This is a genomic window from Methylobacterium sp. 88A, from assembly GCF_000376345.1.
Lineage (GTDB): Bacteria > Pseudomonadota > Alphaproteobacteria > Rhizobiales > Beijerinckiaceae > Methylobacterium > Methylobacterium bullatum.
The window spans coordinates 612,816-634,813 of sequence record NZ_AQVT01000001.1; the positions used below are offsets into that span (position 1 = coordinate 612,816).

General features: G+C 68.7%; 15 protein-coding genes. 9 read left to right on the plus strand and 6 right to left on the minus strand.

Annotated features, from left to right (window positions below; all coding sequences use genetic code 11):
- A complete protein-coding gene (locus A3OM_RS0102800; protein WP_018042212.1) occupies window positions 1-1,170 on the minus strand; it encodes an MlaE family lipid ABC transporter permease subunit in 1,170 nt (389 codons plus the stop codon).
- Between the two features lie 66 nt (window positions 1,171-1,236).
- Complete coding sequence (locus A3OM_RS0102805; protein WP_018042213.1) at window positions 1,237-2,430, minus strand: MFS transporter; 1,194 nt, start codon at window positions 2,428-2,430, stop codon at window positions 1,237-1,239.
- 171 nt (window positions 2,431-2,601) lie between these two features.
- Here A3OM_RS0102805 and A3OM_RS0102810 point away from each other — a divergent pair, with 171 nt between their 5' ends.
- Window positions 2,602-3,684: a hypothetical protein gene (locus A3OM_RS0102810; protein WP_026175658.1), complete on the plus strand. Its 1,083-nt coding sequence runs from the start codon at window positions 2,602-2,604 to the stop codon at window positions 3,682-3,684.
- Window positions 3,685-3,736: 52 nt separating this feature from the next.
- The gene (locus tag A3OM_RS0102815; protein WP_018042215.1) at window positions 3,737-4,177 is read left to right on the plus strand and encodes a DUF1489 domain-containing protein; all 441 of its coding nucleotides are present in this window, start codon (window positions 3,737-3,739) and stop codon (window positions 4,175-4,177) included.
- Window positions 4,178-4,235: 58 nt separating this feature from the next.
- Here the strand turns inward: A3OM_RS0102815 and A3OM_RS0102820 are convergent, their stop codons facing one another.
- Window positions 4,236-12,164, minus strand: coding sequence for a hypothetical protein (locus A3OM_RS0102820; protein ID WP_018042216.1), 7,929 nt, complete (start codon window positions 12,162-12,164; stop codon window positions 4,236-4,238).
- A 292-nt stretch (window positions 12,165-12,456) separates the two neighbouring features.
- On the opposite strand from A3OM_RS0102820, the gene A3OM_RS0102825 reads away from it, so the two are divergent.
- Both A3OM_RS0102825 and A3OM_RS0102830 read left to right on the plus strand, forming a co-directional pair.
- A complete protein-coding gene (locus tag A3OM_RS0102825; RefSeq protein ID WP_018042217.1) occupies window positions 12,457-12,783 on the plus strand; it encodes an Hpt domain-containing protein in 327 nt (108 codons plus the stop codon).
- Between the two features lie 157 nt (window positions 12,784-12,940).
- Window positions 12,941-13,261, plus strand: coding sequence for a 2Fe-2S iron-sulfur cluster-binding protein (locus A3OM_RS0102830; RefSeq protein WP_018042218.1), 321 nt, complete (start codon window positions 12,941-12,943; stop codon window positions 13,259-13,261).
- Here the strand turns inward: A3OM_RS0102830 and A3OM_RS0102835 are convergent.
- A complete protein-coding gene (locus A3OM_RS0102835; RefSeq protein WP_018042219.1) occupies window positions 13,239-13,691 on the minus strand; it encodes a VOC family protein in 453 nt (150 codons plus the stop codon). The two genes, A3OM_RS0102830 and A3OM_RS0102835, sit on opposite strands and share 23 nt — an antisense overlap.
- Window positions 13,688-14,863 carry a VWA domain-containing protein gene (locus tag A3OM_RS0102840; RefSeq protein ID WP_018042220.1) on the minus strand — a complete coding sequence of 392 codons (1,176 nt, stop codon included), beginning with the start codon at window positions 14,861-14,863 and terminating at the stop codon, window positions 13,688-13,690. The genes A3OM_RS0102835 and A3OM_RS0102840 overlap by 4 nt, the downstream gene beginning before the upstream one ends.
- 311 nt (window positions 14,864-15,174) lie before the next feature.
- Here A3OM_RS0102840 and A3OM_RS0102845 point away from each other — a divergent pair, with 311 nt between their 5' ends.
- The gene (locus A3OM_RS0102845) at window positions 15,175-15,627 is read left to right on the plus strand and encodes a hypothetical protein (RefSeq protein ID WP_018042221.1); all 453 of its coding nucleotides are present in this window, start codon (window positions 15,175-15,177) and stop codon (window positions 15,625-15,627) included.
- Window positions 15,628-15,888: 261 nt separating this feature from the next.
- On the opposite strand, the gene A3OM_RS0102850 is transcribed toward A3OM_RS0102845, so the two are convergent.
- Window positions 15,889-17,742, minus strand: coding sequence for a cation:proton antiporter (locus A3OM_RS0102850; protein ID WP_051074361.1), 1,854 nt, complete (start codon window positions 17,740-17,742; stop codon window positions 15,889-15,891).
- 362 nt (window positions 17,743-18,104) lie between these two features.
- On the opposite strand from A3OM_RS0102850, the gene A3OM_RS0102855 reads away from it, so the two are divergent.
- From A3OM_RS0102855 to A3OM_RS0102870, 4 genes are all read left to right on the plus strand, one after another.
- Entirely contained in the window at window positions 18,105-19,307 is a 1,203-nt protein-coding gene (locus A3OM_RS0102855) for a hypothetical protein (RefSeq protein ID WP_018042223.1), read from the plus strand.
- Window positions 19,304-19,948, plus strand: coding sequence for a hypothetical protein (locus tag A3OM_RS0102860; RefSeq protein WP_018042224.1), 645 nt, complete (start codon window positions 19,304-19,306; stop codon window positions 19,946-19,948). The genes A3OM_RS0102855 and A3OM_RS0102860 overlap by 4 nt, the downstream gene beginning before the upstream one ends.
- Before the next feature lie 136 nt (window positions 19,949-20,084).
- Window positions 20,085-20,936, plus strand: coding sequence for a MoxR family ATPase (locus A3OM_RS0102865; protein WP_018042225.1), 852 nt, complete (start codon window positions 20,085-20,087; stop codon window positions 20,934-20,936).
- A gap of 79 nt (window positions 20,937-21,015) precedes the next feature.
- Entirely contained in the window at window positions 21,016-21,996 is a 981-nt protein-coding gene (locus A3OM_RS0102870; protein WP_018042226.1) for an aldo/keto reductase, read from the plus strand.
- Window positions 21,997-21,998: the final 2 nt, after the last annotated feature.

A 21,998-nucleotide genomic window follows, 5' to 3' on the forward strand; every position in this document is an offset into this window, starting at 1 on the left:
TCAGAAATCGATGGCCGCGAAGAACACGGCGAAAAGTCCATCCAGTACGATGACCATGAAGATAGACTTCACGACTGAGGCCGTGACGTGACGCCCGAGCGATTCCGCCGATCCTTCGACCGCGAAACCTTCGATCGTGGCGATGATGCCGATGATCAGCGCCATGAACGGCGCCTTGATCAGGCCGACCGCCACGTGGTGGAACGAGACCGCCGCCTGGAGCCGGGCCAGGAACGCGTCGATGGTCATGCCGCCATAGAGCGAGGCGGTGAGGCCGCCCCCGGCCAGGGCCGCCAGCGAGGCGAGGAAGGCGAGGATCGGCAGGCCGATCACCAGCGCGAGGATGCGCGGGACGATGAGGATCTCGATGGGGTCGAGGCCCATCACCCGCAGGGCATCCACCTCCTCGCGCATGCGCATGGAGCCGATCTCGGCGGTGAAGGCCGAGCCCGAGCGCCCCGCCACCATGATCGAGGTGAGAAGCACGCCGAGTTCGCGCAGGATGAGCAGGCCGATCAGGTTGACGACGAAGCTCTGCGCCCCGAAGCGCTGCAGCTGGAAGATGCCCTGCTGCGCCACGATGCCGCCCACCAGGAACGAGATCAGCATGATGATCGGCACGCCCCGGAAGGCGACCTGTTCGAGCTGGTTGACCAGGGCCGTGCCGCGGAACGTGCTCGGCCGCGAGGCGACGCGGATGCAGGCGGTCACCACCTCCCCGAGGAAGGCGAGGCCGCTCACCATGTCCGATTTCGCGCCGACGACCCGGACCCCGAGATCGTGCAGGAAACCGACGAGGCGTCCGCGCTTCGGCTTGCCGGCATAGCCGTCGTCCGGCAGCTTCATCTCGCCGAGCAGGATGCGGTGCTCGGCCGAGGCGCCCGCGTAGGCGAGTGTCCCGCCGGATGCCTCGATCTCGCCGCGGGTCCGCTCCAGGACCCAGGCGCCGAGCGTATCGAGGCGGGCGACGTTGGAGAGATCGATGAGGGTGGAAGCGCCGTTGGTGCGTGCCGCGATCTGTGCTGCGGCCTTCTCCACGGACGAGCCCTGATCCGCCGTCCAGCGGCCGCTCAGGACCACGCGTCCGCCCTCGCCGAGAATCGCGGCTTCGGCGGCGTCAGGGTTCGGCTTGGCAGCAGCGTGGCGCACGAAGCGCGACTCCCGGTTCATGCTTCAGAAAAAGCAGATCAAGGTTACGGAATGGTCAAGGTCCGCCACCGACGGCGGAGTGCTGACCTACAAACGAGGCCGTGTGAAGGGCTCACCGGCCGCCATGCGCGCGGAAAGTGACACGAGGCACAGGCCGGACAGGGCGAGCGGCGCCATCAGCGCGAAGGCCAGGCTCCCCCCGCCGGCCTCGTAGGCCACACCGCAGAGGATGGTGGCGCTAGCCGAGGCGCAGGCATTGACGGCGCTCGACAGGCCCTGGGCGCGTCCCCGCGCCCCATCGGGCGCGAAGGCCGAGATCGCCGTCATCGCCCCGAGCTGCGTCGCGCCGAAGCTGAACGCGTGCAGGGTCTGCAGGAAAAGGGCCGGGACGAGGTCGCCTCCCACCTGGGAGAGGCCGACCACGCGGATCAGGGACGCCACGGCGCCGAGCCCGATGAGGCGGAAGGGCGTGCGCCAATGGGCGGGCCAGCGCCCCACGGTGGCGAAGAACACGATCTCGGCGGCGACACCCGTCGCCCAGAGGACACCGATCCACGAGGACGAGATGCCGCTGGCCTGCCAGTGGATGCTGCCGAAGGCGTAGGTCGCCGCGTGGCTCGCCTGGATCGTCGCCTGCGCTCCGATGCAGAGCCAGAGCACGCGGGGCAGCTTCGGGCGTGTACCCGGCGCGATGCGCGGCTGCGCCACGTGGGCTTCCACCGGACTGGCGAAGATGGTGAGGGCGGCGACCAGGGCGAGGCCGGTGAGGAGGACCGGCACGGCCAGGCGTTCCCCCATGGCGCCGAGGGCCGCGCCTCCGAGCAGGCTGGCGATGAGAAAGCCGATGGACCCGGCCATGCGGATGCGGGCGTAGTCGAGCCGCTTGCTGTGCCGCACGGCGGCGAGGGTGAGGTAGTCGATGGTCGGCACCAGCGGCGCTCCGGCCGCCGCGTTCACGGCGACGAGCACAGCGAGGATGGGCCAGCCGATGGCGGCACCGGCGGGCATCAGCGCGTAGGTCGCGGCCACCGCTACGCTGCCGACCAGCAGGAGACGGCGCGCGGCCACGCCCCGGTCGATCAGCCCCACCAGGGGCGCCGTGGCGATGATCTTCATGGCGATGGGCAGCGCCAGGAGGGCGCCGATGATCCGCGCATCGAGGCCGAGCGCTTTCAGCCAGACCGGCATGAACGGCATGGCGATGCCGATCTCGACGAAGACGACGGCATAAAGCAGCGACAGGCGCGTCGCGTTCGGCTCCGTCGGAGAGGTTTGGGACACCGGATGGACCGCTCGATCGAGGGGGCGGAGCGGCCTGAAGGCGAAGCGCTGCCGGCCGCTGACGACGATTCGACCCGTAAAGGCGGCGTTAAAACCATCGTGTCAATCTACCGGTGCTGGTACCCGCGACTTCGCGCAATGGCGCGAGGCACCATCGAGGACACGAGTTCTATGTCTGTCATGCGTTCGCTCACCTCGGTCGATGAGTCGGAATACGACCGGATCGAAGCGGCGATGAGCGAGAGCGAACGCGGCCGCTGGTTCCTCGCCGAATATACGAGGCGCAACCGCAGCGCCGATACGGACATGCTGCTCGGCGCCATCGCGCGCCTGGAAAGCGCGGTGACGGCGGACCGCCCCTCCGACCGGGAGACCGAGCGGGTCGGACGCATGCGCGGCGACCTGATGGAGATGGCCCATGCCATCGCCCGCACCAAGGCCGAGATCGCGGCGATCAGCACCGTGGATCAGGACCATAGCCGCCTGGGCATCGCCTCCGTCGCCCTCGACGCCATCGTCCGGGCCACCGAACGCGCGACCTCCGATATCCTCGGCGCAGCGGAAGAGGTCCAGGAGACCGCCTGGACCATGCGCGAATCGGGTGCGGACGCCGAGATCTGCGATGTGCTCGACCGCCGGGCCACGGAAATCTACACGGCCTGCTCGTTCCAGGACCTGACGGCGCAGCGGACCGCGCGCATCATCCATACCCTGCGCTATCTGGAAGAACGCCTCGCGGCGATGATCGCGATCTGGGGCGGTGAGGTCGAGCCGATCCCGCCGGCACCGGGCTCCACCGCGTCGAATGTCGCCCAGGATCTCGACCAGAGCGACGTGGACCGGTTCATCGGCATGGATTCCCTGCGGTCGGAGGCCCAGGCGGCGTCCGAGGTGAAGCCCGAGGCGGCGATGCCGCCCCTCGCCCCTGTGAAAACCGTGGACGACGAGCCGCAATCCGCGGAGGTCCCCTCGCTCGAGGTGATGGCCGAGGCCGCCGAAGAGGACGCGTTCCCCGAGGCGGATCCCGAAGAAACCGCTCCCGAAGAGTCCGTTCTGGACGAGTCCGTTCTCGAGATTCCCGCCCCCGAGGAATCCGCCCCCGAGGAAACGGACACCACCGATCTGAACGAGGCCGGCTTCGAGGACGTCGAATCCGACGAGGCGAAGCCGGCGCCGGAGAAGACCGACATCGCCACGGCCTTCGCCGATATCGACGGGCTGAGCGAGAAAGAGAAACTCGCCCTGTTCTCCTGAGGGAGACGAAAGTCACGCGCGCATTCTCGCCGGCGCTGATAAGAGGGCCGTCATGGCCCTTCACCTTCTGAAGCTCTGCGTCGGACCCGCGACGATCGAGGACCTCGAACAGCGCATCGCCCATTACCGGGACGAGGCGGTGCAGGCCGGGCGCGAACCGTCCACGACCCATGTCACCCGGATGGTCCCGAAGCGGGCCTCCGCCATTGCCGGGCAGGGCTCGATCTACTGGGTCATCAAGGGCACCCTGTGCTGCCGCCAGGCCATCACGGCGATCGAGCCGTTCACGGATACCGACGGGATCGGCCGCTGCCGCCTCGTCCTCGATCCCGTCGTGGTGCCGGTCAATCCGCGCCCCTGCCGGCCCTTCCAGGGCTGGCGCTACCTCACGGCGCGGTCGGCACCGGCAGATCTCGCCATGGGCCGTTCCGACGACCTCGCCGACATGCCGGAATCCTTGCGCCGCGAGCTTTCCGTCCTCGGCCTGATCTGACCCGACCCGGCTTCGGCTTGGCGACGGAGCGGCGATGCCGCCCCGTCGCCGAGGGATGTCAGGCCCCTTCGAAGCGGCCGCTCGCATGGGCGAGCATCGTGTAGACCTTGCCCGTCTCGGAGGTGAGGTAGGCATCGGCGCGGCGCGAGTCGCGGTCGTTCTTCGAGACCTCGCCGAGGAGCCGTTCGAACTCGCCGACATAGCGGTCCACCGTCCGGCGGAACTCGGCATCGGCCGCGTAGCGCCTCCGGATCTCCTCGAAGGTCTGCCGGCCCTGGGCCGTGTAGAGGCGGCGGTCGAACAGGTTCGGCTCACCGCGGCGGTAGCGCTCCCACAATTCCACCGCCGTCTGATGCTCGATCATTTTGGCGATGTCGGTGGAGAGCGTCTCCAGGGCGGTGCGGCTCCGCTCGACGGCGGCCTTGTTCGGCTCCGCACCGGCCGCTCCCTTGGCCGGCTCCGCCTTCGCGGCTCCGGATTTGGCGGCTTTGGGCTGACCGGCGGGCGCCGGAGAGGCGTTCGCCGGATCGGACCCGTCCGTGTCGTCGTCGAGGGAGGCGCGGGTCAGGAGATCCGAGAGCCAGCCGCGATTGTCGCGTCCGTCGCGGGCCGCCGGGACGGCGCCGCGCGCGGCCTCACCGGGCCGCAGGGAGGCCTGGTTGCCGGCCCGGCCGGCTGCCGCCGGCGCGGAGACGATGGTCATCTGCTGGGTCGGGCGCGGGTCGGACGGCTTGTCGTCGCGGGCCTTGGGCTCGGACGGCTTGGCGCTCGCCGATGTTGCGACCGGGTTGGCCGCATTCTGCTTCGGCTTGGGAGGCGCGGCTTCCGAGACCTGCACGTCCTGCTGCTTGGCCGGCTGGACCTCCGCCTTGCGCGGGGCGGGGGCTGCCGCCTCGGTCACGTCGACGCTGCGGCGCGAACGCGAGACCAGGGAGGACAGTTCGTTCAGCGCCTTGATCTGGTCGGTCACGACCCGACGCATCTCGCTGGTGGCATCCTGGGTCTCGCGGGGGATTTCCAGAACGCCGCGCTGCAGGTCCGCCCGCGTCGCCTCGAGTTCGCGGCGGATCTCGGCCGCCATCTCGCGCATCCCCGCCACCGAGTCGCCGAAGCGACTGGCCGCGCCCTCGAACACCGTCATCATCTGCTCGGACGCGCCGGAGATCGCCGCGCGGACGGCGGTGGCGGTCCGCTCGCCCTCGCTCCCGGCATCCTTGCGAAGGCCTTCGAAGGCTCCGGTCACGCTGGCGCCCGCGCTCTGCGCCGCCTCGGACAGGCTGCCGGCGATGCCGCGCGCCCGCTCCTCGGCGGAGCGAAGGGTCTCGGCCATCAGCGCGTCGAAGCGCGCGGTCTGCTCCTCCAGGGCGCCGGACCGTGCCTCGATGCGCGTCAGCACGTCCTCCACCGCCTTGTCGCGGCTGGTGAGGAGATCGATCAGGCGCGTCTCGACGGTCTCGAGCGAGCCCGCCGCGCTGGTGAGGGTGCCGGAATGGGCGCGGGAGATCTCGGTGAGCGAGGTCCCGCGGGCATCGAGCGAGGCAGCGAGGTCGGCCGCATCGCGCAGGGCGCCCTCGGCGACCGCCTTCAGCTGATCGACCTGTTCGGCCACGCTCCGGCTGGCGCGCTCGGTCTCGCTTCCAATCGCGGAGAGCGTCGCCTGCACCTGCTCGACCCGGCCCGAGAGGCCCTGCTCGATGGCGCCGAGATTCTCGCCGGCATCGGTGATGAGCTCGCGCAGGGCCGAGTTCGCCCCCTCGACCCGGTTCAGGACGCCGCCCAGCTCACTGCGGAGCCGGTCGTTGGCCTCGTTGAGGCTCGCCAGGGCGCGGGAGGCGCCGCCGTCGATGGCCGCGAGCAGCGCGTTCCTCGACGCGTCGGACTGTTCGGCGAGGTCGCGGACCCGCTCGCGCAGGGTTTCGGCGAGGGGCGTTCCGCTCTCGTCTAGGATGCGCGCGATCTCCTGGCTGCGCTCGCCCAGGGAGGCGACGAGCCGGGAGGCCGGGCCTTCGACGATCTCGCGGAGGCGTTCGGAATGGGTCGCCATCGCCTCGACCATATGGTTTCCGCGACCGTCGATGGTCTCCACGATCGATCCTCCCCGCTCCTCGATGGCGCGGGTGATGGTCTCCGCGCTCTCGGCGAGGCGGCGGGCCAGCGATTGCCCGCGAGCCTCGATCAGCGAGGCCAGAGCCGTCGAGCGGCGGTCGAAGCCGGCGATCATGTCCTGGTTGCGACCGTCGATGAGGGCGGCGACGGCCTCGTTGCGCTGGTCCAGTGCCGTGGCGAGCGCGTCGGCATGGGCCTGGGCGAGGGCGGCGTGACGGTCCACGCGTTCGTCGAAGGCGGCGAGCATCGTGGCGCTGTGCTCGTCCACCAGGGCCGCATAGGCGTCCTGGCGGTCGTCGAAGGCGCTGGCGAGGGCATCGCCGCGCGACGCGACGAGGGCGGCGAAGACCTTCATCCGGCTGTCGATCCGGTTCGTGAAGGCTTCGCTTCGGGCATCCACCGCCTGGGTCAGGGCGGCACCCTGATTGTCGATGGTCCGGGCGAACGCCGTGGTACGACCGTCCACCAGCCGCTCGAGGGCGCGCAGGCACTCGTCGAACAGGGACGCGATGGCCTGCATGCGGGTATCGACGGACTGGGCCAGCGAGACGCCCTGGTCGTCGACGGTGCGGGTGAACTCCGTCGTCCGGCCGTCCACGAGGTCGGCGAGGGCGCGCAGGCGCTCGTCGAATACCCTGCCGATCGCCTCGGCGCCGGCCTCGACGGCCTGGCCCAGCGACGTGCCGCGGCCGTCGATGGCGTGCGTGACCTGGGTCGTCCGGTTGTCCACGAGGTCGGCGAGGGCGCGCAGGCGCTCGTCGAACATGCTGCCGATCGACTGGGCTCCGGCCTCCACGGCCTGGCCCAGCGATGCGCCGCGGTTGTCGATGGTGTGGGTGAGGTCGGCCGAGCGGTTGTCCACGAGAAGGTCGAGGGCGCGCAGACGTTCGTCGAAGACGGTCCCGATGGACTGGGCGCCGGCCTCGACGGCGCGGGTCAGCGACGTGCCGTGGCCGTCGATGGTGCGGGCGAACTCGGCCGCGCGGTTGTCCACGAGGTGGTCGAGGGCGCGCAGGCGCTCGTCGAACAGCGCACCCATGGATTCCGTGCGCTCGTCGACGGACCGGTACAGGGCGCTGCCCTGCATCTCCATGGTCCGGGCGAACTCCGCAGTCCGGGTCTCCACGAGGGCGTTGAGCTCATGCAGGCGCTCGTCGAAGAGCGCGCGGAGCGAACCGGTGCGGTCGTCGAGATTCCGGGTAAGGTTGCCGCCGCGCTCGTCCACCGTGTGGACGAGGTCCGCGGTGCGGCTCTCGACCAGCTGATCGAGGGCGCGCAGGCGCTCGTCGAACAGCGTGCTCAGCATGGCCGTGCCCGCATCGACCGAGTGGGTCAGGACGGAGCCCTTGGTATCCAGCGTGCGGGCGAAATCGGCCGAACGCTCCGCCACGAGGGCGTCGAGGGCCTGCATGCGGTCGTCGAACAGGGCACCCATCGCGTGGGTCCGGTCGTCGACGGTCTGCGTGAGGGCCGTGCCCTTGGTGTCGATGGTGCGGACGAGTTCGGCCGCGCGGTTCTCAACCAGATCGTCGATCGCGCGCAGGCGTTCGTCGAACAGGGCGCTCAAGGCGTGGGTGCGCGCATCGACCCTGTCGGTGAGGGCTTCGGCGCGGCTGTCCACGAGACCGTCGAGGGCGGTGAGGATGTCGTCGAACAAGGTCCGCAGCCCGTGGGTGCGGGCTTCCACCGATTCCGCGATCCTCGCGCCGCGACCGTCCACGAGTTCGTCCAGGGCGCCGATGCGCTGGTCGAACAGCGCAACGAGGTCGCGGGTGCGGGCTTCCACCGCGCCGGCGGCACCGCCGAGGCTGGCCTCGATCGTGTCGACGAAGGTCCGGCCATGCTGGCCGAGCGAATCGTGCAACGGAGCCAGCCGGTCTTCGAAGCTGCTGGCGAGAACCTGGGAATGATCGTCCAGCATGGTCCGGATCTCGTTGGTCCGGTTGTCCAGGAGCTGGTGCACGGTGCGCACGCCCTCGTCGAGCAGGCTGCCGATATCGGTGGTCCGCGTCTGCAGGGTGGAACCGAGGCGGCCTTCGCCTTCGCTGAGCAGACGGTCCGCATCGGCGACGACGTCGCGCAGGCGGGCGATGATGGTGTCGCCGCGCTGTTCCAGAAGCTCCGCCAGGGAGGAGCCGCCGCGATCGAACAGGTGCGCCAGCTCGGTGATGCGGGTGCCTAGGGCGCCGAAGACCACGCGTCCCTTCTCGTCGAGCTCCTGGCCCATGGCGGCCGTGCGCTCGTCGATGAGGGCAGCCAGGGCTTCCGCGCGGTGCGAGAAGGACGAGCGGATCGCCTCCGCCTGTCCGGCCAGGGCCTCGTTGGCATGGCCCGTCCGGCTCTCGATCATCTCGACGAGTTCGCGGGTCCGGTTGGCGAGATCCTCGTCCACGGCGCGGGTGCGGCTCTCGATGAGGCGGATCGCCTCGAAGGCCTGGGAGCCGAAGGTCTCGTCGATCAGACGGCTGCGCTCCTCCAGCGCGGCGGCGATGGCGTCGAGACGCCCGACGACGCTGGTGTCGAAGCGGCCGACGCCCTCTTCGATGCGGCGGGACAGGTCGGTCGCCTGCTGCTCGAAGCGCGCGGCGATTTCGGTGGAGCGGCTGCCGAGGGTATCGCCCAGGGCCAGGCTGCGGGCGGCGATGTCCTGCGCCATGCCGTCGGCGCGGGCATCGAGGGTCTGGACGAGGTCGCGGCTGCCTTCGACCATGATGCGCGCCATCTCGCCGGTGCGCAGGATCAGGGCCTCGTTGAGGGCGGTGGCGCGGGAGCCGAGCTGACCGTCGATCTGGCTCACCAAGTGGGTGAAGGTCTCGCCGATCTCGGCGGAGCGCTTCACCGAGCGCTCCTCGAGGGCGCCGAGCTGGCTCTCCACGGTCTCGCGGGCTTCGCGGGTGCGCTCGGCGATGATGTCGGCCACCGCCTTGCCCTGCACCGTGATGACGCGGTCCATCTCCTGCAGCTGGCCGGTGACGGTCTCGCTGAGGGCGGAGGTATCGCGGGCGATGCGGTCGGCGAGGATGTCGCCGCGGGCGATGGTCTCCTGCAGGGCCGCGAGGCGGTCGTTGAGCACGGTGTCGATGGCCTTCGCCCGGCTTTCCGTGGTGTCGGCGAAGGTGGCGCCGCTCTGCGCGAGGGCGTCGCTCACGCGGGCGCTCTGGGCGGTCACCGCCAGCACGATCTCGCGGCCGGTATTGGCGAGCTGGCCATGCGCCTCTTCGGCATGGGTGGCGATGAGGTCGGTGAGGCCACGGCTATGCGTGCCGAAGGAGGCCTCGACATCCTTGATCCGGGCGGCGAGTTCGCCGCCGACATTCTCGGCCGCGCGGGCGATGGAGCCCGTCGCCTCGTTGGCGCGGTGGAGCAGGGTCTCGTCGATCTCGGTGAGGGTGCGGCGCAGGGCCTCCATCGCGTCCTGCGCGCGTCCTCCCACTTCACCGCTGAGACCGCTGGCGGCCTGCTGCAGGAGCTGGGCGGCTTCCTGCGTGCGGGCGGCGAGCTCGGCGGACGTGGCGGACAGGCGCCGCTCGAAGATCTGCACCGCCTCCACGGTCCGTGCCTCGAGTTCGCCGGTGGCGCTCGCCGAGGAGCGCCGCAGGGCCTGGGCGGCCTCCGCCGTGCTGGCGCCGAGGGCCACGGTGGTCTCTTCCGCACTGCGGCGGAAGATGTCGGCGGCCTCGCTCGTGCGCGAGCCGATCTCGGCAGCCAGGGTGTCGAGGACGGCACGCAGGCTCTCGATCGCGCTGCCCGACTGGGAATCGAAGGTGCTGCCGAGAACCCCGAAGGCGCCCGTCAGGGTGAGGGTGGCATCCTCGACGCGCTGGGTCACGAGGCCGCCGACCTGCTCGCCGGCCTTGTTGAGGCGGCGGATGCTGGTGTTGACGACGGAGGCCGTATCCTCGGCGCTGTTGCGCAGAGCGGTCGCGGCCTCGGCCGACCGGGCATCGATCTCGCCGTTGAGGCCCGCCACGGTGCCCCGGAGGTTCTCCACCGTGCCCATGGCCCGGGTCTCGAAATGGGTGCCGAGGGAGGCCAGCGCCGCATCCATGGCCCGCGCGGCTTCCTCGGCGCGCTGGGTGACGAGGTCTCCCATCCGCTCCCCGGCGGAGGCGAGGTTGGTCTCGAGCGAACCGCCCTGGACGGTGAGGGTCTCGTGCAGGCGGGTCGCCACCGTATCGATGCGCTCGGCCAGATGACCGGCGCGATCGTCGATGCCGTTGCCGGCGGTCTCGATGGAGCGGACGAGGTCGTCGCGCAGGGCGCCGGTCCGTGCGGCGAAGGTCTCGACGATCCCTTCGGATGCCTGGGCCAGGCCCGCCTGGGCCTCGCGGGTGCGGATCTCGATCGCCTCGGACACGCCGCTGCCGGCGGCCTCGATCTCGGCGCGCAGGGCGGCGCCGCGCGCGGCGATGTCATCGGTGAGCGTGGCCCCCGTGGCGGCGAAATGCTCGCGCAGCGCCGTGCCGGTCTCGGCGAACCGGGCGGTGATCTCGCCGCCGGTATGGGAGAAGTTCGTGGTGAGTTCGGTGCCACGGGCGAGGAACGTGTTCTCGAGCCCGCGCGCGGAGGCCTCGAAGGTCTGGCGGACTTCGCTGCCCTGGCGGTTCAGGCTCTCGATCACCTCCATGCCGGTCTGCGCCAGCGTGCGGGCGACCTGGCCGGCATTGTCGGCGAGCGTCGCGGTGAGCATGCCGCCGGTGCGCTCGAAGGCGAGGGTGACGTCCGCCGCCCGGCTCTCCAGGGACTGCGTCAGGGTGTTGCCGACTTCGGTGAGGCTGCTGCGCACGCCTTCGCTGGTGCTGGCGAGGCGCTGGACGAGGTCGTCGCCACGGTCGGTGACGAGCCCGACCACGCGGTCCCCGGCCTCGCCGAGGGCTGCCGTGATGGCGTCGCCGCGGTTGCCGAGGGCCGAGGTGATGGCCTCACCGCGGGCGTCGAGGGCGCCGGTCACCCGCTCGCCGGCGCCGGTGACGGCGGCGACGATGCGCTCGGCCGCTCCGTCCAGCTCCTGCGTCAGGTTCTGGTGCGATCCGGTGATCGCGCCGCGAACGCGCTCGGCATTGGCGACGATGGATTCACGCTGGGCGACGAGTTCGTCGACGAGGGAGCGGATGCGGATCTCGTTGTCGGAATAGGCGCGTTCCAGGGTGGCGATCTCGCCGCGCACCAGGGTCTCCAGTTCGCCGGCACGGGCCAGCGCCCGTTCGACGCCGTCGCCCACGGCCGCGACCTCGCGCCGGACCGTCTGCGACATGGTGAGGACGGCATCGGTGGAGAAGTTCTCGGGCTCGGCGAGGCGGATCGCCACTTCGCCGACGGCGCGTGCCACGAGACGCATCTCCTGGGCGCGGACGGCGAGCATCGCCATGATCGCGAACAGGACGATGGGGCCGACGATGGCGGTGGCGCCGACGGCGGCCTGAAGCGCCGTCATCCCGGCGATGAAGCCCTTCAGCTCGCCCCCCGACTGGTTCCAGGCCAGCGCGAGGAGGGCGGCGAACCAGAGAGCGGAGACGATGGCGGCGACGATGTAGGGCGTGCCCGACGGCCGCACGCGCAGGGTCTGCTGCAGGATGCCGATGTTCTGTCGGTCGTCGTTGGCGACCATCGAGCGGTCCGGCGGCAGCAGGCCACCCTCCCGGCGCGGCCGGTTGCGGTCCGGCGGCGGCAGGTCGGAGGCCAGGGGCTGGTCGAGGTCGAGGCGCGGGGGGGCGAGGCGGCCGCTGGGGTCGCTCAGGGGATCGTTGTCGCCCACATCGGGAAGCCGCGGTTCGACGCGCGGTTCCGTCGCCTGCGTCGAGGGGAAGTCCAGGTTGAGGGCCTGCTCGATGGCGGAAAGAGCCGCCTCGGCCGGGTCCTTGAGCTTCTTTTCCGTGGCCATCCAACGCCTCGTTACGCAGGTCGTCGAGACCGGCCGCATCCGGTGATCGACGACATTTTTACCAATTTACCAAGGAACTTTAGACCTCGGCGCGAGACCCGGATACCCGAGTGGATCGAACCGTCCAAAAAACCTTAACGGAATGGTTACCAAGCGTGTGGCCGGTTTCATTCCGTCGGCTTTATGCATGATGCCGCAAGGCTTAAACGGAAGCGAACGATCTCGGACGCTCCTGTGGATAGACCGGTGGAGGGGCGCTCGAACGCCCCGTTGGGTTAAGACGAGGCGGCGGGTGACCAGTCTGATCGATCGTGCCTACCTCGCCGAGCAGACTTTCGGCGACGTCGACCTCGCCCTGGAACTGCTCGTGCTCTTTTCCGGCCAATGCCGCCGGCTGCTGCCCGGGATCACCGATCCGCGCCTCGACGACCACCACCGCGCCGACCTCGCCCACACACTGAAGGGCTCCGCCCTCGGCGTCGGCGCCGCGCGGGTGGCCGAACTCAGCGCCGCCATCGAGGATGGACTGAGGCGGGGGGGCGGCGTTCCGGCACCGGCCTATGGCGCGCTGGCCGATGCGGTGGAGGCGACCCTGTCGGAAATCGACGCACCCGCCTGATCTCGGCCGCGTGGACGGAACGGGTCGGCGTCTGCGGCGTAAGCGCAGGAATGTGAGGCGATGAGGCCGGTGCCGCTTGCATTCACCGGGCCGCGCCTTCAAGGCAGTCGCGCCGCACAACCGGCCGCAGACGCGTTGTACGAGCCTGGAGTCTTCGATGCCTAAGATCACCTACGTCGACCATGCTGGAACGGCCAGGACCGTGGAAGCCGACGTAGGATCGACCGTCATGGAAGCGGCGATCCGTAACAACGTACCGGGGATCGACGCCGAATGCGGCGGCGCCTGCGCCTGCGCCACCTGCCACGTCTATGTGGATGCCGAGTGGGTCGATGCCGTGGGACCGGCCGAACCGATGGAGCAGGACATGCTCGATTTCGCTTCCGACGTGCGTGCGACGTCCCGCCTGTGCTGCCAGATCCGGATCAAGCCGGAACTCGACGGCCTGACGGTCATCACGCCGGCTCGCCAGGGCTGAGCGGGCGCCGGCCGAGACTCTCGGCGAAGCGCAGCAGGTACCCGTCGGGGTCCTGAACCAGGAATTGCCTGACGCCGACCTCCACCACGCCGACCCGGTACCAGGCCTCGTGCGCGGGCCGGAACAGGGGCCAGGACGTGGAATCGAGGGCCGCCAGGATCGGATCGACGGCATCGACCGCTATCTGAAGGTTGATCCCGCGGCCGAGCGGCTTTTCGAGAGCGCCCGTCCGCCAGTTCCCGTTGGCGACGTTGAGCATCACCTGCGCTCCGCCCCTCTCGAGATAGGCAAAGCCGTTCTCCGGTCGAGAATAGGCGACCGTAAATCCGAGCGTCCCGCACCAGAAGGCGAGGCTGGCTGGAAGGTCGTGGACGTCGAGTTCCGGAACGAGGGGGCTGAACCCGCCATGGGGCAGCCTGTCGCCGGTCATCTCACCAGCGCCCGCATGGCCCCGTCGATCCCCTCGATGTTGAGCGGAAACATCCTGTCCGAGACGATTCTGCGGATCATGCCGATCGACTGGGTGTAGGCCCAGTGCTCGGCGGGGACCGGGTTGAGCCAGACCGATTTCGGAAACCGTTCGAGCACCCGTTCCAGCCAGACCTGTCCCGGCTCCTCGTTCCAATGCTCCACCGAGCCGCCCTGCATGGCGATCTCGTAGGGGCTCATGGAGGCGTCTCCGACGAAGACGGCACGGTAATCGGGCGGGTAGGTGCGCAGCACGTCGAGGAGCGGGATCGCCTCGTCGTGGCGCCGGCGGTTCTCCTTCCAGACGCGTTCATAGGGGCAATTGTGGAAGTAGAAATGCTCCACATACTTAAACTCGGCGCGCGCTGCCGAAAACAGCTCCTCGGCGAGCGCCACGTGCCAGTCCATCGACCCGCCGACATCGAGGAAGAGCAGGACCTTCACGGCGTTGCGACGCTCCGGGCGCAGCTTCACGTCGAGATAGCCCTTGCTGGCGGTCTCGCGGATCGTGCCGTCGAGATCGAGTTCGTCGGCGGCGCCCGTGCGGGCGAAACGGCGCAGGCGCCGGAGGGCGACCCGCATGTTGCGGGTGCCGAGTTCGACGCCGTCGTCGAGATCCCTGAACTCTCGCTTGTCCCAGACCTTCACCGCGCGGAAGTTCCGGTTGCCGTCCTGGCCGATGCGGATGCCTTCGGGGTTGTAGCCATAGGCGCCGAACGGTGAGGTGCCGCCGGTGCCGATCCACTTGTTGCCGCCCTGGTGGCGTTCCTTCTGCTCGGCGAGCCGTTGTTTCAGCGTCTCGAACAGCTTGTCCCACCCCAGCGCCTTCAACTCGTCCTTCTCGGCGTCGGTGAGGTACTTCTCGGCGAGCTTGCGCAGCCATTCCTCGGGGATCGCCGTCGGCTCCGCCGCCTCGCCGAGGGTCTCGATTCCCTGGAACACGGTGCCGAACACCCGGTCGAACCGGTCGAGATGGCGCTCGTCCTTCACCAGGGCGGTGCGGGCGAGGAGATAGAACTCCTCGACGCGCTTGTCCGCCAGATCGCGGTCCAGGGCCTCGAGCAGCGTGAGATGTTCCCGGAGCGTGACGGGGATCTTGGCGTCGCGCAGGGCCGTGAAGAAGTGAAGCAGCATGGGGCAGAGAACGCGCGAACCGGGCGTCCGGGTCAAGGGTGTCCGCGCACCGGTCATGCCCACCGGAACGGTCGGTCGACGACGCCGGACTCGTGAGCCGGATAACGGAAATAATCCTGAATTCAGTGAGACATGGGCGCCACTTTCCCTCTCCGGCGCCGACGAAGCTGGGTATAAGTCCGGTTTTCTGTTGATATCACCGCCTACTGTGTTCTTCGCACCTTCAACATTGTCATTGAAATCAAACAGCTGGGAGACAGAGTGAACGCCAAGTCAGGGCCGGGGTATTTGGCAGAGTAAGGGTGGACGTCATGGCGCTCGTCTTGCGCTCCTTGAGTGATTTCAAGCGGTTTCTGGCGAAGCCGGGCGCGACGATTCAGATCGTGCGGAACACCTTCATCGAGCGCCAGCCGGCCTCGTTTCAGGAAGCCTATCGCCAGAAGGGCATGTACGAGCCGCGCACCGTCCAGGCGATCTCGAAGAAGGCGGCGGTCTTCGCCATCAAGGGCCATCCGACGACGGTCTGGCTCTATTGGGACAAGGGCACGCGGAACTGGCGCTATTCCGGCGACACCCTGGCCGTCCCGCTCAATACCGGCGTGGGGCCGCCCGACGAGATCATCTATCGCTGCAGCTTCGCGCCGGGATCGGAGCCGAAGGCCCGTGCGCCCGCCCGTACCAAGCCCGTCGATCCCGCGCCCGCATCGCCGGGGGACAAGCCGACCCCCACCATGCCCGAACGCGGCCAGGGCCGCCTGTTCTAACTTCTTCCGCTCATCGTGATCCGTCTCGATCCGTGATCGGTCGGTCAGCATCGTCCGGCCAAATCTACGTTTTCAAGATCATCGCGGCTTCATACCGGCGTCTTGAAGACGATCGACAACTCGAAATTATACCGCGCTCCGGTACTCGCAATAGCATTCGTTGGTCGATGCGCCTGAATTCAGGCTCTCTCCCGAGTTATCCACTTCCCCGACATTGTTGCTGCATCACTCTGTCCGGAAGAAGACACAACGCCGGATCGATCAGGCACTCTTCGCGGGCTGCTCGTCTTTGGCAGGTGCTTCGCGGGTCTCCGTCACCTTCCCCGCGTCGACGTTCTTGCCCACGGTGCGGCGTGCACGGAAGGCCGGCCTCACCTCGGTCTCCTTGCGCTTGAGCATGGCGCGGTACTCGTCGCGCCGCTCGTGGATCGAGGCGATGACGAGGCCCATGGGGACGCCCACATCGACCAGCACGGCTTCCGAGAGCTGCAAGGACGCTTCGATGGTCTCGGGCACGGCGTCGTCGACGCCCATCTCGTAGAGCGCCGTGGCGTGGCGGGCGTCGCGGGCGCGGGCGACGATGGTGATGTCGCGCCGCTCCGCGCGCGCCGCCTCCACCACCGCCTCCACGGCCCGGGGATTGTCCAGGGTGACGACCAGGGCGCGGGCATTGGCGATGTCGCAGCGCCGCAGCAGTTCCGGGTTGGAGGAATCGCCGAAATAGACCGGGTTGCCGAGGCGGCGGTGCTCCGAGACGCGGGCCGCGTCCGCATCGAGGGCGAGATACGGGATCTTGTGGCGGGCCAGCATCTCGCCGACCTGCCGTCCGACACGGCCGTAGCCGGCGATGATGACGCGGTTCTGCTGCTTGTCCGGCACCGGCTCGGCGCGGGCGCGGCCGAGATTGGAGCGGGACATCCGCTTGCCGAGGCGCCGGGCCAGGCTCGCCAGCCCCGGAATCGCGATCATCGTCACCGTGGTGACGATCAGCGCCGCCTGGCCGAGGCCATCCGGCACGAGCCCGCCCGCGATGGCGCCGCCGATGAGGACGAAGGCGAATTCGCCGCCGGGGCCGAGGAGGAGTGCGGCTTCCAGGGCGACACCGCGCGGGATGCGCAGGAACCGGGCCGCCACGAGGATCACCGCGCCCTTGATCAGGATCAGCCCGATGGACAGGCCGAGGATGGTCTTCGGCGCCGCCATCAGCTGGGCCGGGTCGAGGTTCATGCCCACCGACACGAAGAACACCCCGAGCAGCAGGCCCTTGAACGGATCGATCGTCGCCTCGATCGCCCGGCGATACTCCGTCTCCGCCAGGAGCAGGCCGGCGACGAAGGCGCCGAGCGTCATCGAGAGGCCGCTCGCCGCCGCCGTCAGGGCGGTCGCCACGATGACGAGGAGGCAGGCGGCCATGAACAGTTCCGGCGAGCGTGTCCGGGCCACGAGCTGGAACAGGGGGCGCAGCGCGAGGCGGCCCGCCACCACGATGAGGACGAGGGCGATGGCCGCCTGTCCGAGCGCGAGGGCGAGCGCGCCGCCGACATCCGCCCCGTCGCTGCGGCCGAGCACGGCGATGGCGAACAGCATCGGCGCCACGGCGAGATCCTGGAACAGCAAAACGGCGAAGCTGGCGCGGCCCGCGGGCGTGTTCAGGCGCTTCTGTTCGGCCAGGACCGGCAGGACCACGGCGGTGGAGGACAGGGCGAGCGCCAGGCCGACGATGACGGAGGCGGCCAACGGCACTTCGAGGGCGAAGAGGATGATGCCGATGACGAGGGAGGAGGCGAGCACCTGGGCCGAACCGAGCCCGAAGACGAGGCGGCGCAGGGTGCGGAGTCGCTCCCATGACAACTCGACGCCGATCATGAACATCAGGAAGATCACGCCGAATTCGGCCAGATGCGCGATCTCGGACCGGTTGCCGATGGTGAAGATCGAGACCCATGGCACCGTGTCGGCCAATCGACCCAGGCCGAACGGCCCGAGGATCGCGCCCGCTCCGATGAAGCCCAGAACCGGACTGATGCGCAGCCGGTGGAACAGCGGCACCACCACGCCTGCGGTGACGAGAAAGATGATCGCTTCCTTGTAGGATCCGGCGTGAACGTCCGTCATCGAGCTGGGCAAACTCCCGAGGGTGGTGCGCGCGACGCTGGCCGAGACGGGGCAGCCGAAGTTCTGCACAGGGAACTCCGGCCGCGGGAATCCATCGGGTCGCCGGCAGCGATGAGAGCATGCAAGCCCATGTGCCGCCTGGGCAACCGGCTTTTTGCCGGCCCATGCGGATTTGATCCCTCGCCGCACTCAGCCATGCATGCGGGACGCGCTGGCGCGGACGGGGTTTTGCGCTGCGATACGGAATGGCGCAAAAACGGCACAATGGCCGCATAGGGCGGAACTTAACGATCGGTTAAGTCCCAGCCTACCTCACGGTTTGTTGCGTCGTTCGTCGCGTTTTTTGAAGACACGAGTGCCTCATGCGAAAGTCGCCGCCCAACCGGGATGTTCAGCGCGAACGACGTGACTGGATCCGTGAGTCCGAGCGCTGGACGCACGAGCGCCATCTCGAGAAGGGCTACCGGATCAAGTGGGGCTATGTCGGGATCGCGTATCTCGTCGAGTTCATGGTCATCGGCGCGTCCCTTTGGGGCGCCTGGCTGTTCGCCGGGGTCTACAGCGACGGGGACGACAAGGCCTTCTACTTCATGCTCCTCGCGCCGCTGGTCTACGCGGCGGTGGAACTCTGCCGCGTGCCGCTGGGCATCCTGGCCCGCACGCAGCGCTCCTACTTCATCCGGGCGCTGGCCATCGTCGGCATCATCTTCGCCGCAGGCGTCACCACCAAGTCGGTGTCGCAGCTCGGCGAGATGATGTTCCACCCCCGCCTGATGGATGCGGCCAAGGCCAAGACCGCCCTCAAGGACGCGCAGGCCGACCGCTCGACCATCGACAACCGCATCGCCGCCGCCGATGCCCGCGTCGCCCAGTACACCACGGAACTCGACCAGATCGAGAAGCGCGCCGCCGAGAACGCGAGCCAGCTTTCGGCCTTGCCCGCCCAGCGCTGTGAGCGCGTCTCGGGCACCAACAGCAAGGGCCAGCGCTATTCCAACCTGAAATGCGTCACCGATCCGCGCACCGCCACCCTGAATGCCAGTGTCGGCAAGGCGAGCACCGACAGGGCCGTGGTGACGAAGTCTCTCGAGGAAGCCCGCAAGGCGCGCGCCGAACTCGACCGCGGCATGGCCGAGCGCAAGGTCGCCGATGCCGAGCAGGCCTACCGCAATTCGGTGAACCGCTCGCAGCTCCACTCCTTCACCGCCATGGTCTACGGCGTCGACCCGATCGACGTGACCGACGCGCAGGTCCACGCCTTCCTGCGCATCTTCGTGTTCGTTCCGGCCCTCTGCGCCGCCTTCGCCTCGACGATCCTGGCGCTCTGCGCTGTCTCGGTGCGCAAGACCTTCATGGACGAAGACGATCTCGGCGCCGCCGTAAATCTCGAGGCGACGCCCTACATGCTCGACTCGATCACCGATTCCATTCGCCAGGAGATGGGCCTTACGCCGCCCAAGCCCGTGCGCGACGTGACGCCCACGGGTGAAGTGATCCCGCTGGATCGCCGCAACGCGCCCAACACCAACATTCCGCCCGTTGCCAGCGCGGGAGCCGGCGCATGAGCATCCACGCTTCGGGGACGCCGGAAAACGTCGTCCTGGCGCAAAGCGTCAATGGCCGGCTCCGAGCCGAGACGCGGATCACCGCCGCGCGCGCCTTCCTGTTCCGGGCCATCGGGGCGGGTGCTTTCGCGGCGCTCGCCGGCATCGGCATCGGCGCGGCGTCCTACGGTTACGCCTACATGAACCAGTTCGACTCGGCCGCCGAGAAGATCGCCGCCGCCATGCAGGCCGCGTTGTCCGACGTGACGCTGAAGACCAAGGGCGAGGTGACCCTCACCGACAACGTCCTGAAACTGGAGAGTAGCCCCGTCCGCTCCTCCCCGTCGCCGACCCAGGCCCAGCTCGGCAAGGACGCCGCTCCCGCCTCCAAGGCCACGGTGAACACCACCTTCACGGTGTTCAAGCAGGTGCCCTACATGGACGGCCAGATCGTCACCGGCTGGAACTTCCGCGCCAACGAGGAAGTGCCCTTCCAGCAATATTGCTACTTCTCGCGACGGACCAACGAGGCCAAGGGCCAGGTCGAGATGAAGATCGACCTCGCCATGGACGGCAAGGTTCTGCCGCAGCCGCAGAAATCCGACGTGAACCTCGCGATCCTGGCCTCGAACTGCGTATGGAGCGACGGGAAGTCGCTCTGAGGGCTCAACGCTTCAGCCGAATTTCGGTAGTGGGAGGGCACCCGTCGCCATCCTGCTTAGGGGAAGCGCGCATCGGCTGCGCCGCAGACGCTGAAGCTTCCCAATGGATGAAGCCGCAACAGAAAGCCGACGCCTCATGCGCTTTACCGGTACCGCCGATTACGTCGCCACCTCGGATCTCACCACCGCCGTCAACGCGGCCATCGTGCTGGAGCGGCCGCTTCTGGTGAAGGGCGAGCCCGGCACCGGCAAGACCGTGCTGGCGGAGGAGATCGCCAAGGGGCTCGGCGCGCCGCTCCTCACCTGGAACGTCAAATCCACCACCAAGGCGCAGCAGGGCCTCTACGAATACGACGCGGTCTCGCGCCTGCGCGACAGCCAGCTCGGCGATCCGCGCGTGTCGGAGATCGGCAACTACATCCGGCGTGGCAAGCTGTGGGAGGCGTTCACCCATCCCGAGCGGCCGGTTCTCCTGATCGACGAGATCGACAAGGCCGATATCGAGTTCCCCAACGACCTGCTGACCGAACTCGACCGGATGGAGTTCCACGTCTACGAGACCGGCGAAACGATCCGCGCCGAGCGCCGACCCATCGTCATCATCACCTCGAACAACGAGAAGGAACTGCCGGACGCGTTCCTGCGCCGCTGCTTCTTCCACTACATCAAGTTCCCCGATGCCGAGACGCTGAAGGCCATCGTCGAGGTGCATTTCCCCGGCATCAAGCATCGCCTCGTGGAGGAGGCCCTGCGGGTCTTCCTCGAGACGCGGGAGGTGCCGGGCCTGAAGAAGAAGCCCTCCACCTCGGAATTGCTGGATTGGCTCAAGCTCCTCGTGTCGGAGGATGTCTCCCCCGAGACCCTGCGCGAGCGCGATGACCGCAAGCTGATCCCGCCGCTGCACGGCGCGCTCCTGAAGAACGAGCAGGATGTCAGCCTGTTCGAGAAGCTGGCCTTCATGATGCGTCGCGAGGGCCGGGGAGGATAGGGCACCCCTGGCTAAGCCGCACTCGCCGGACACATCAACCTCTGACGTGGCGTCCCCATTCAACAAGCGGATCGCTCCCATGAAGATGAAGAAACTCGGCCGGACCGGCCTCGACGTGTCGCCGCTCTGCCTCGGCTGCATGACCTACGGCATTCCCGAGCGCGGCCCCCATCCCTGGACCCTACGCGAAGAGGAGAGCCGCCGGCTCATCCGGCAGGCGATCGAGCTCGGCATCAACTTCTTCGACACCGCGAACTACTATTCCGACGGGACCAGCGAGGAGATCGTCGGGCGCGCCCTCAAGGACTTCGCCGACCGCGACAGCGTCGTGCTCGCGACGAAGTGCTATTATCCGCTCAAAGACCAGCCCAATGCCGGCGGCCTCTCCCGCAAGGCGATCTTCGCCTCCATCGATGCCAGCCTGAAGCGCCTCGGCACCGACCATGTCGATCTCTTCCAGATCCATCGCTGGGATTACGGCACGCCCATCGAGGTGACGATGGAGGCCCTCCACGATGTGGTGAAGGCCGGCAAGGCCCGCTATATCGGCGCGTCCTCCATGTACGCCTGGCAATTCGCCAAGGCCCTGTTCACCGCCGACCTCCATGGCTGGACCCGGTTTGCGACGATGCAGGACCATTACAACCTCCTCCACCGCGAGGAGGAGCGCGAGATGCTGCCGCTCTGCGCCGACCAGGGCATCGGTGTGCTGCCCTGGAGCCCGCTGGCGCGCGGGCGCCTGACCCGCGACTGGGACGAGCGGAGCGCCCGCCAGGCTTCCGACGAGGTCGGCAAGCGGCTCTATGCCTCCGCCGAGGAGGCGGACCGGGCCATCGTCGGCAAGGTGGCGGAGATCGCGCAAGCGCGCGGCGTGTCGCGGGCGCAGGTGGCTTTGGCCTGGGTGATCCAGAAGCCGATCGTCACCGCGCCGATCATCGGGGCGTCGAAACCCACCCACCTGACCGATGCCGTGGCGGCCCTCGACCTCGCGCTCGATGCCGACGAAATCTCCGCCCTCGAAGCGCTCTACACGCCGCACCCCGTCGTCGGCTTCCAGTAAGG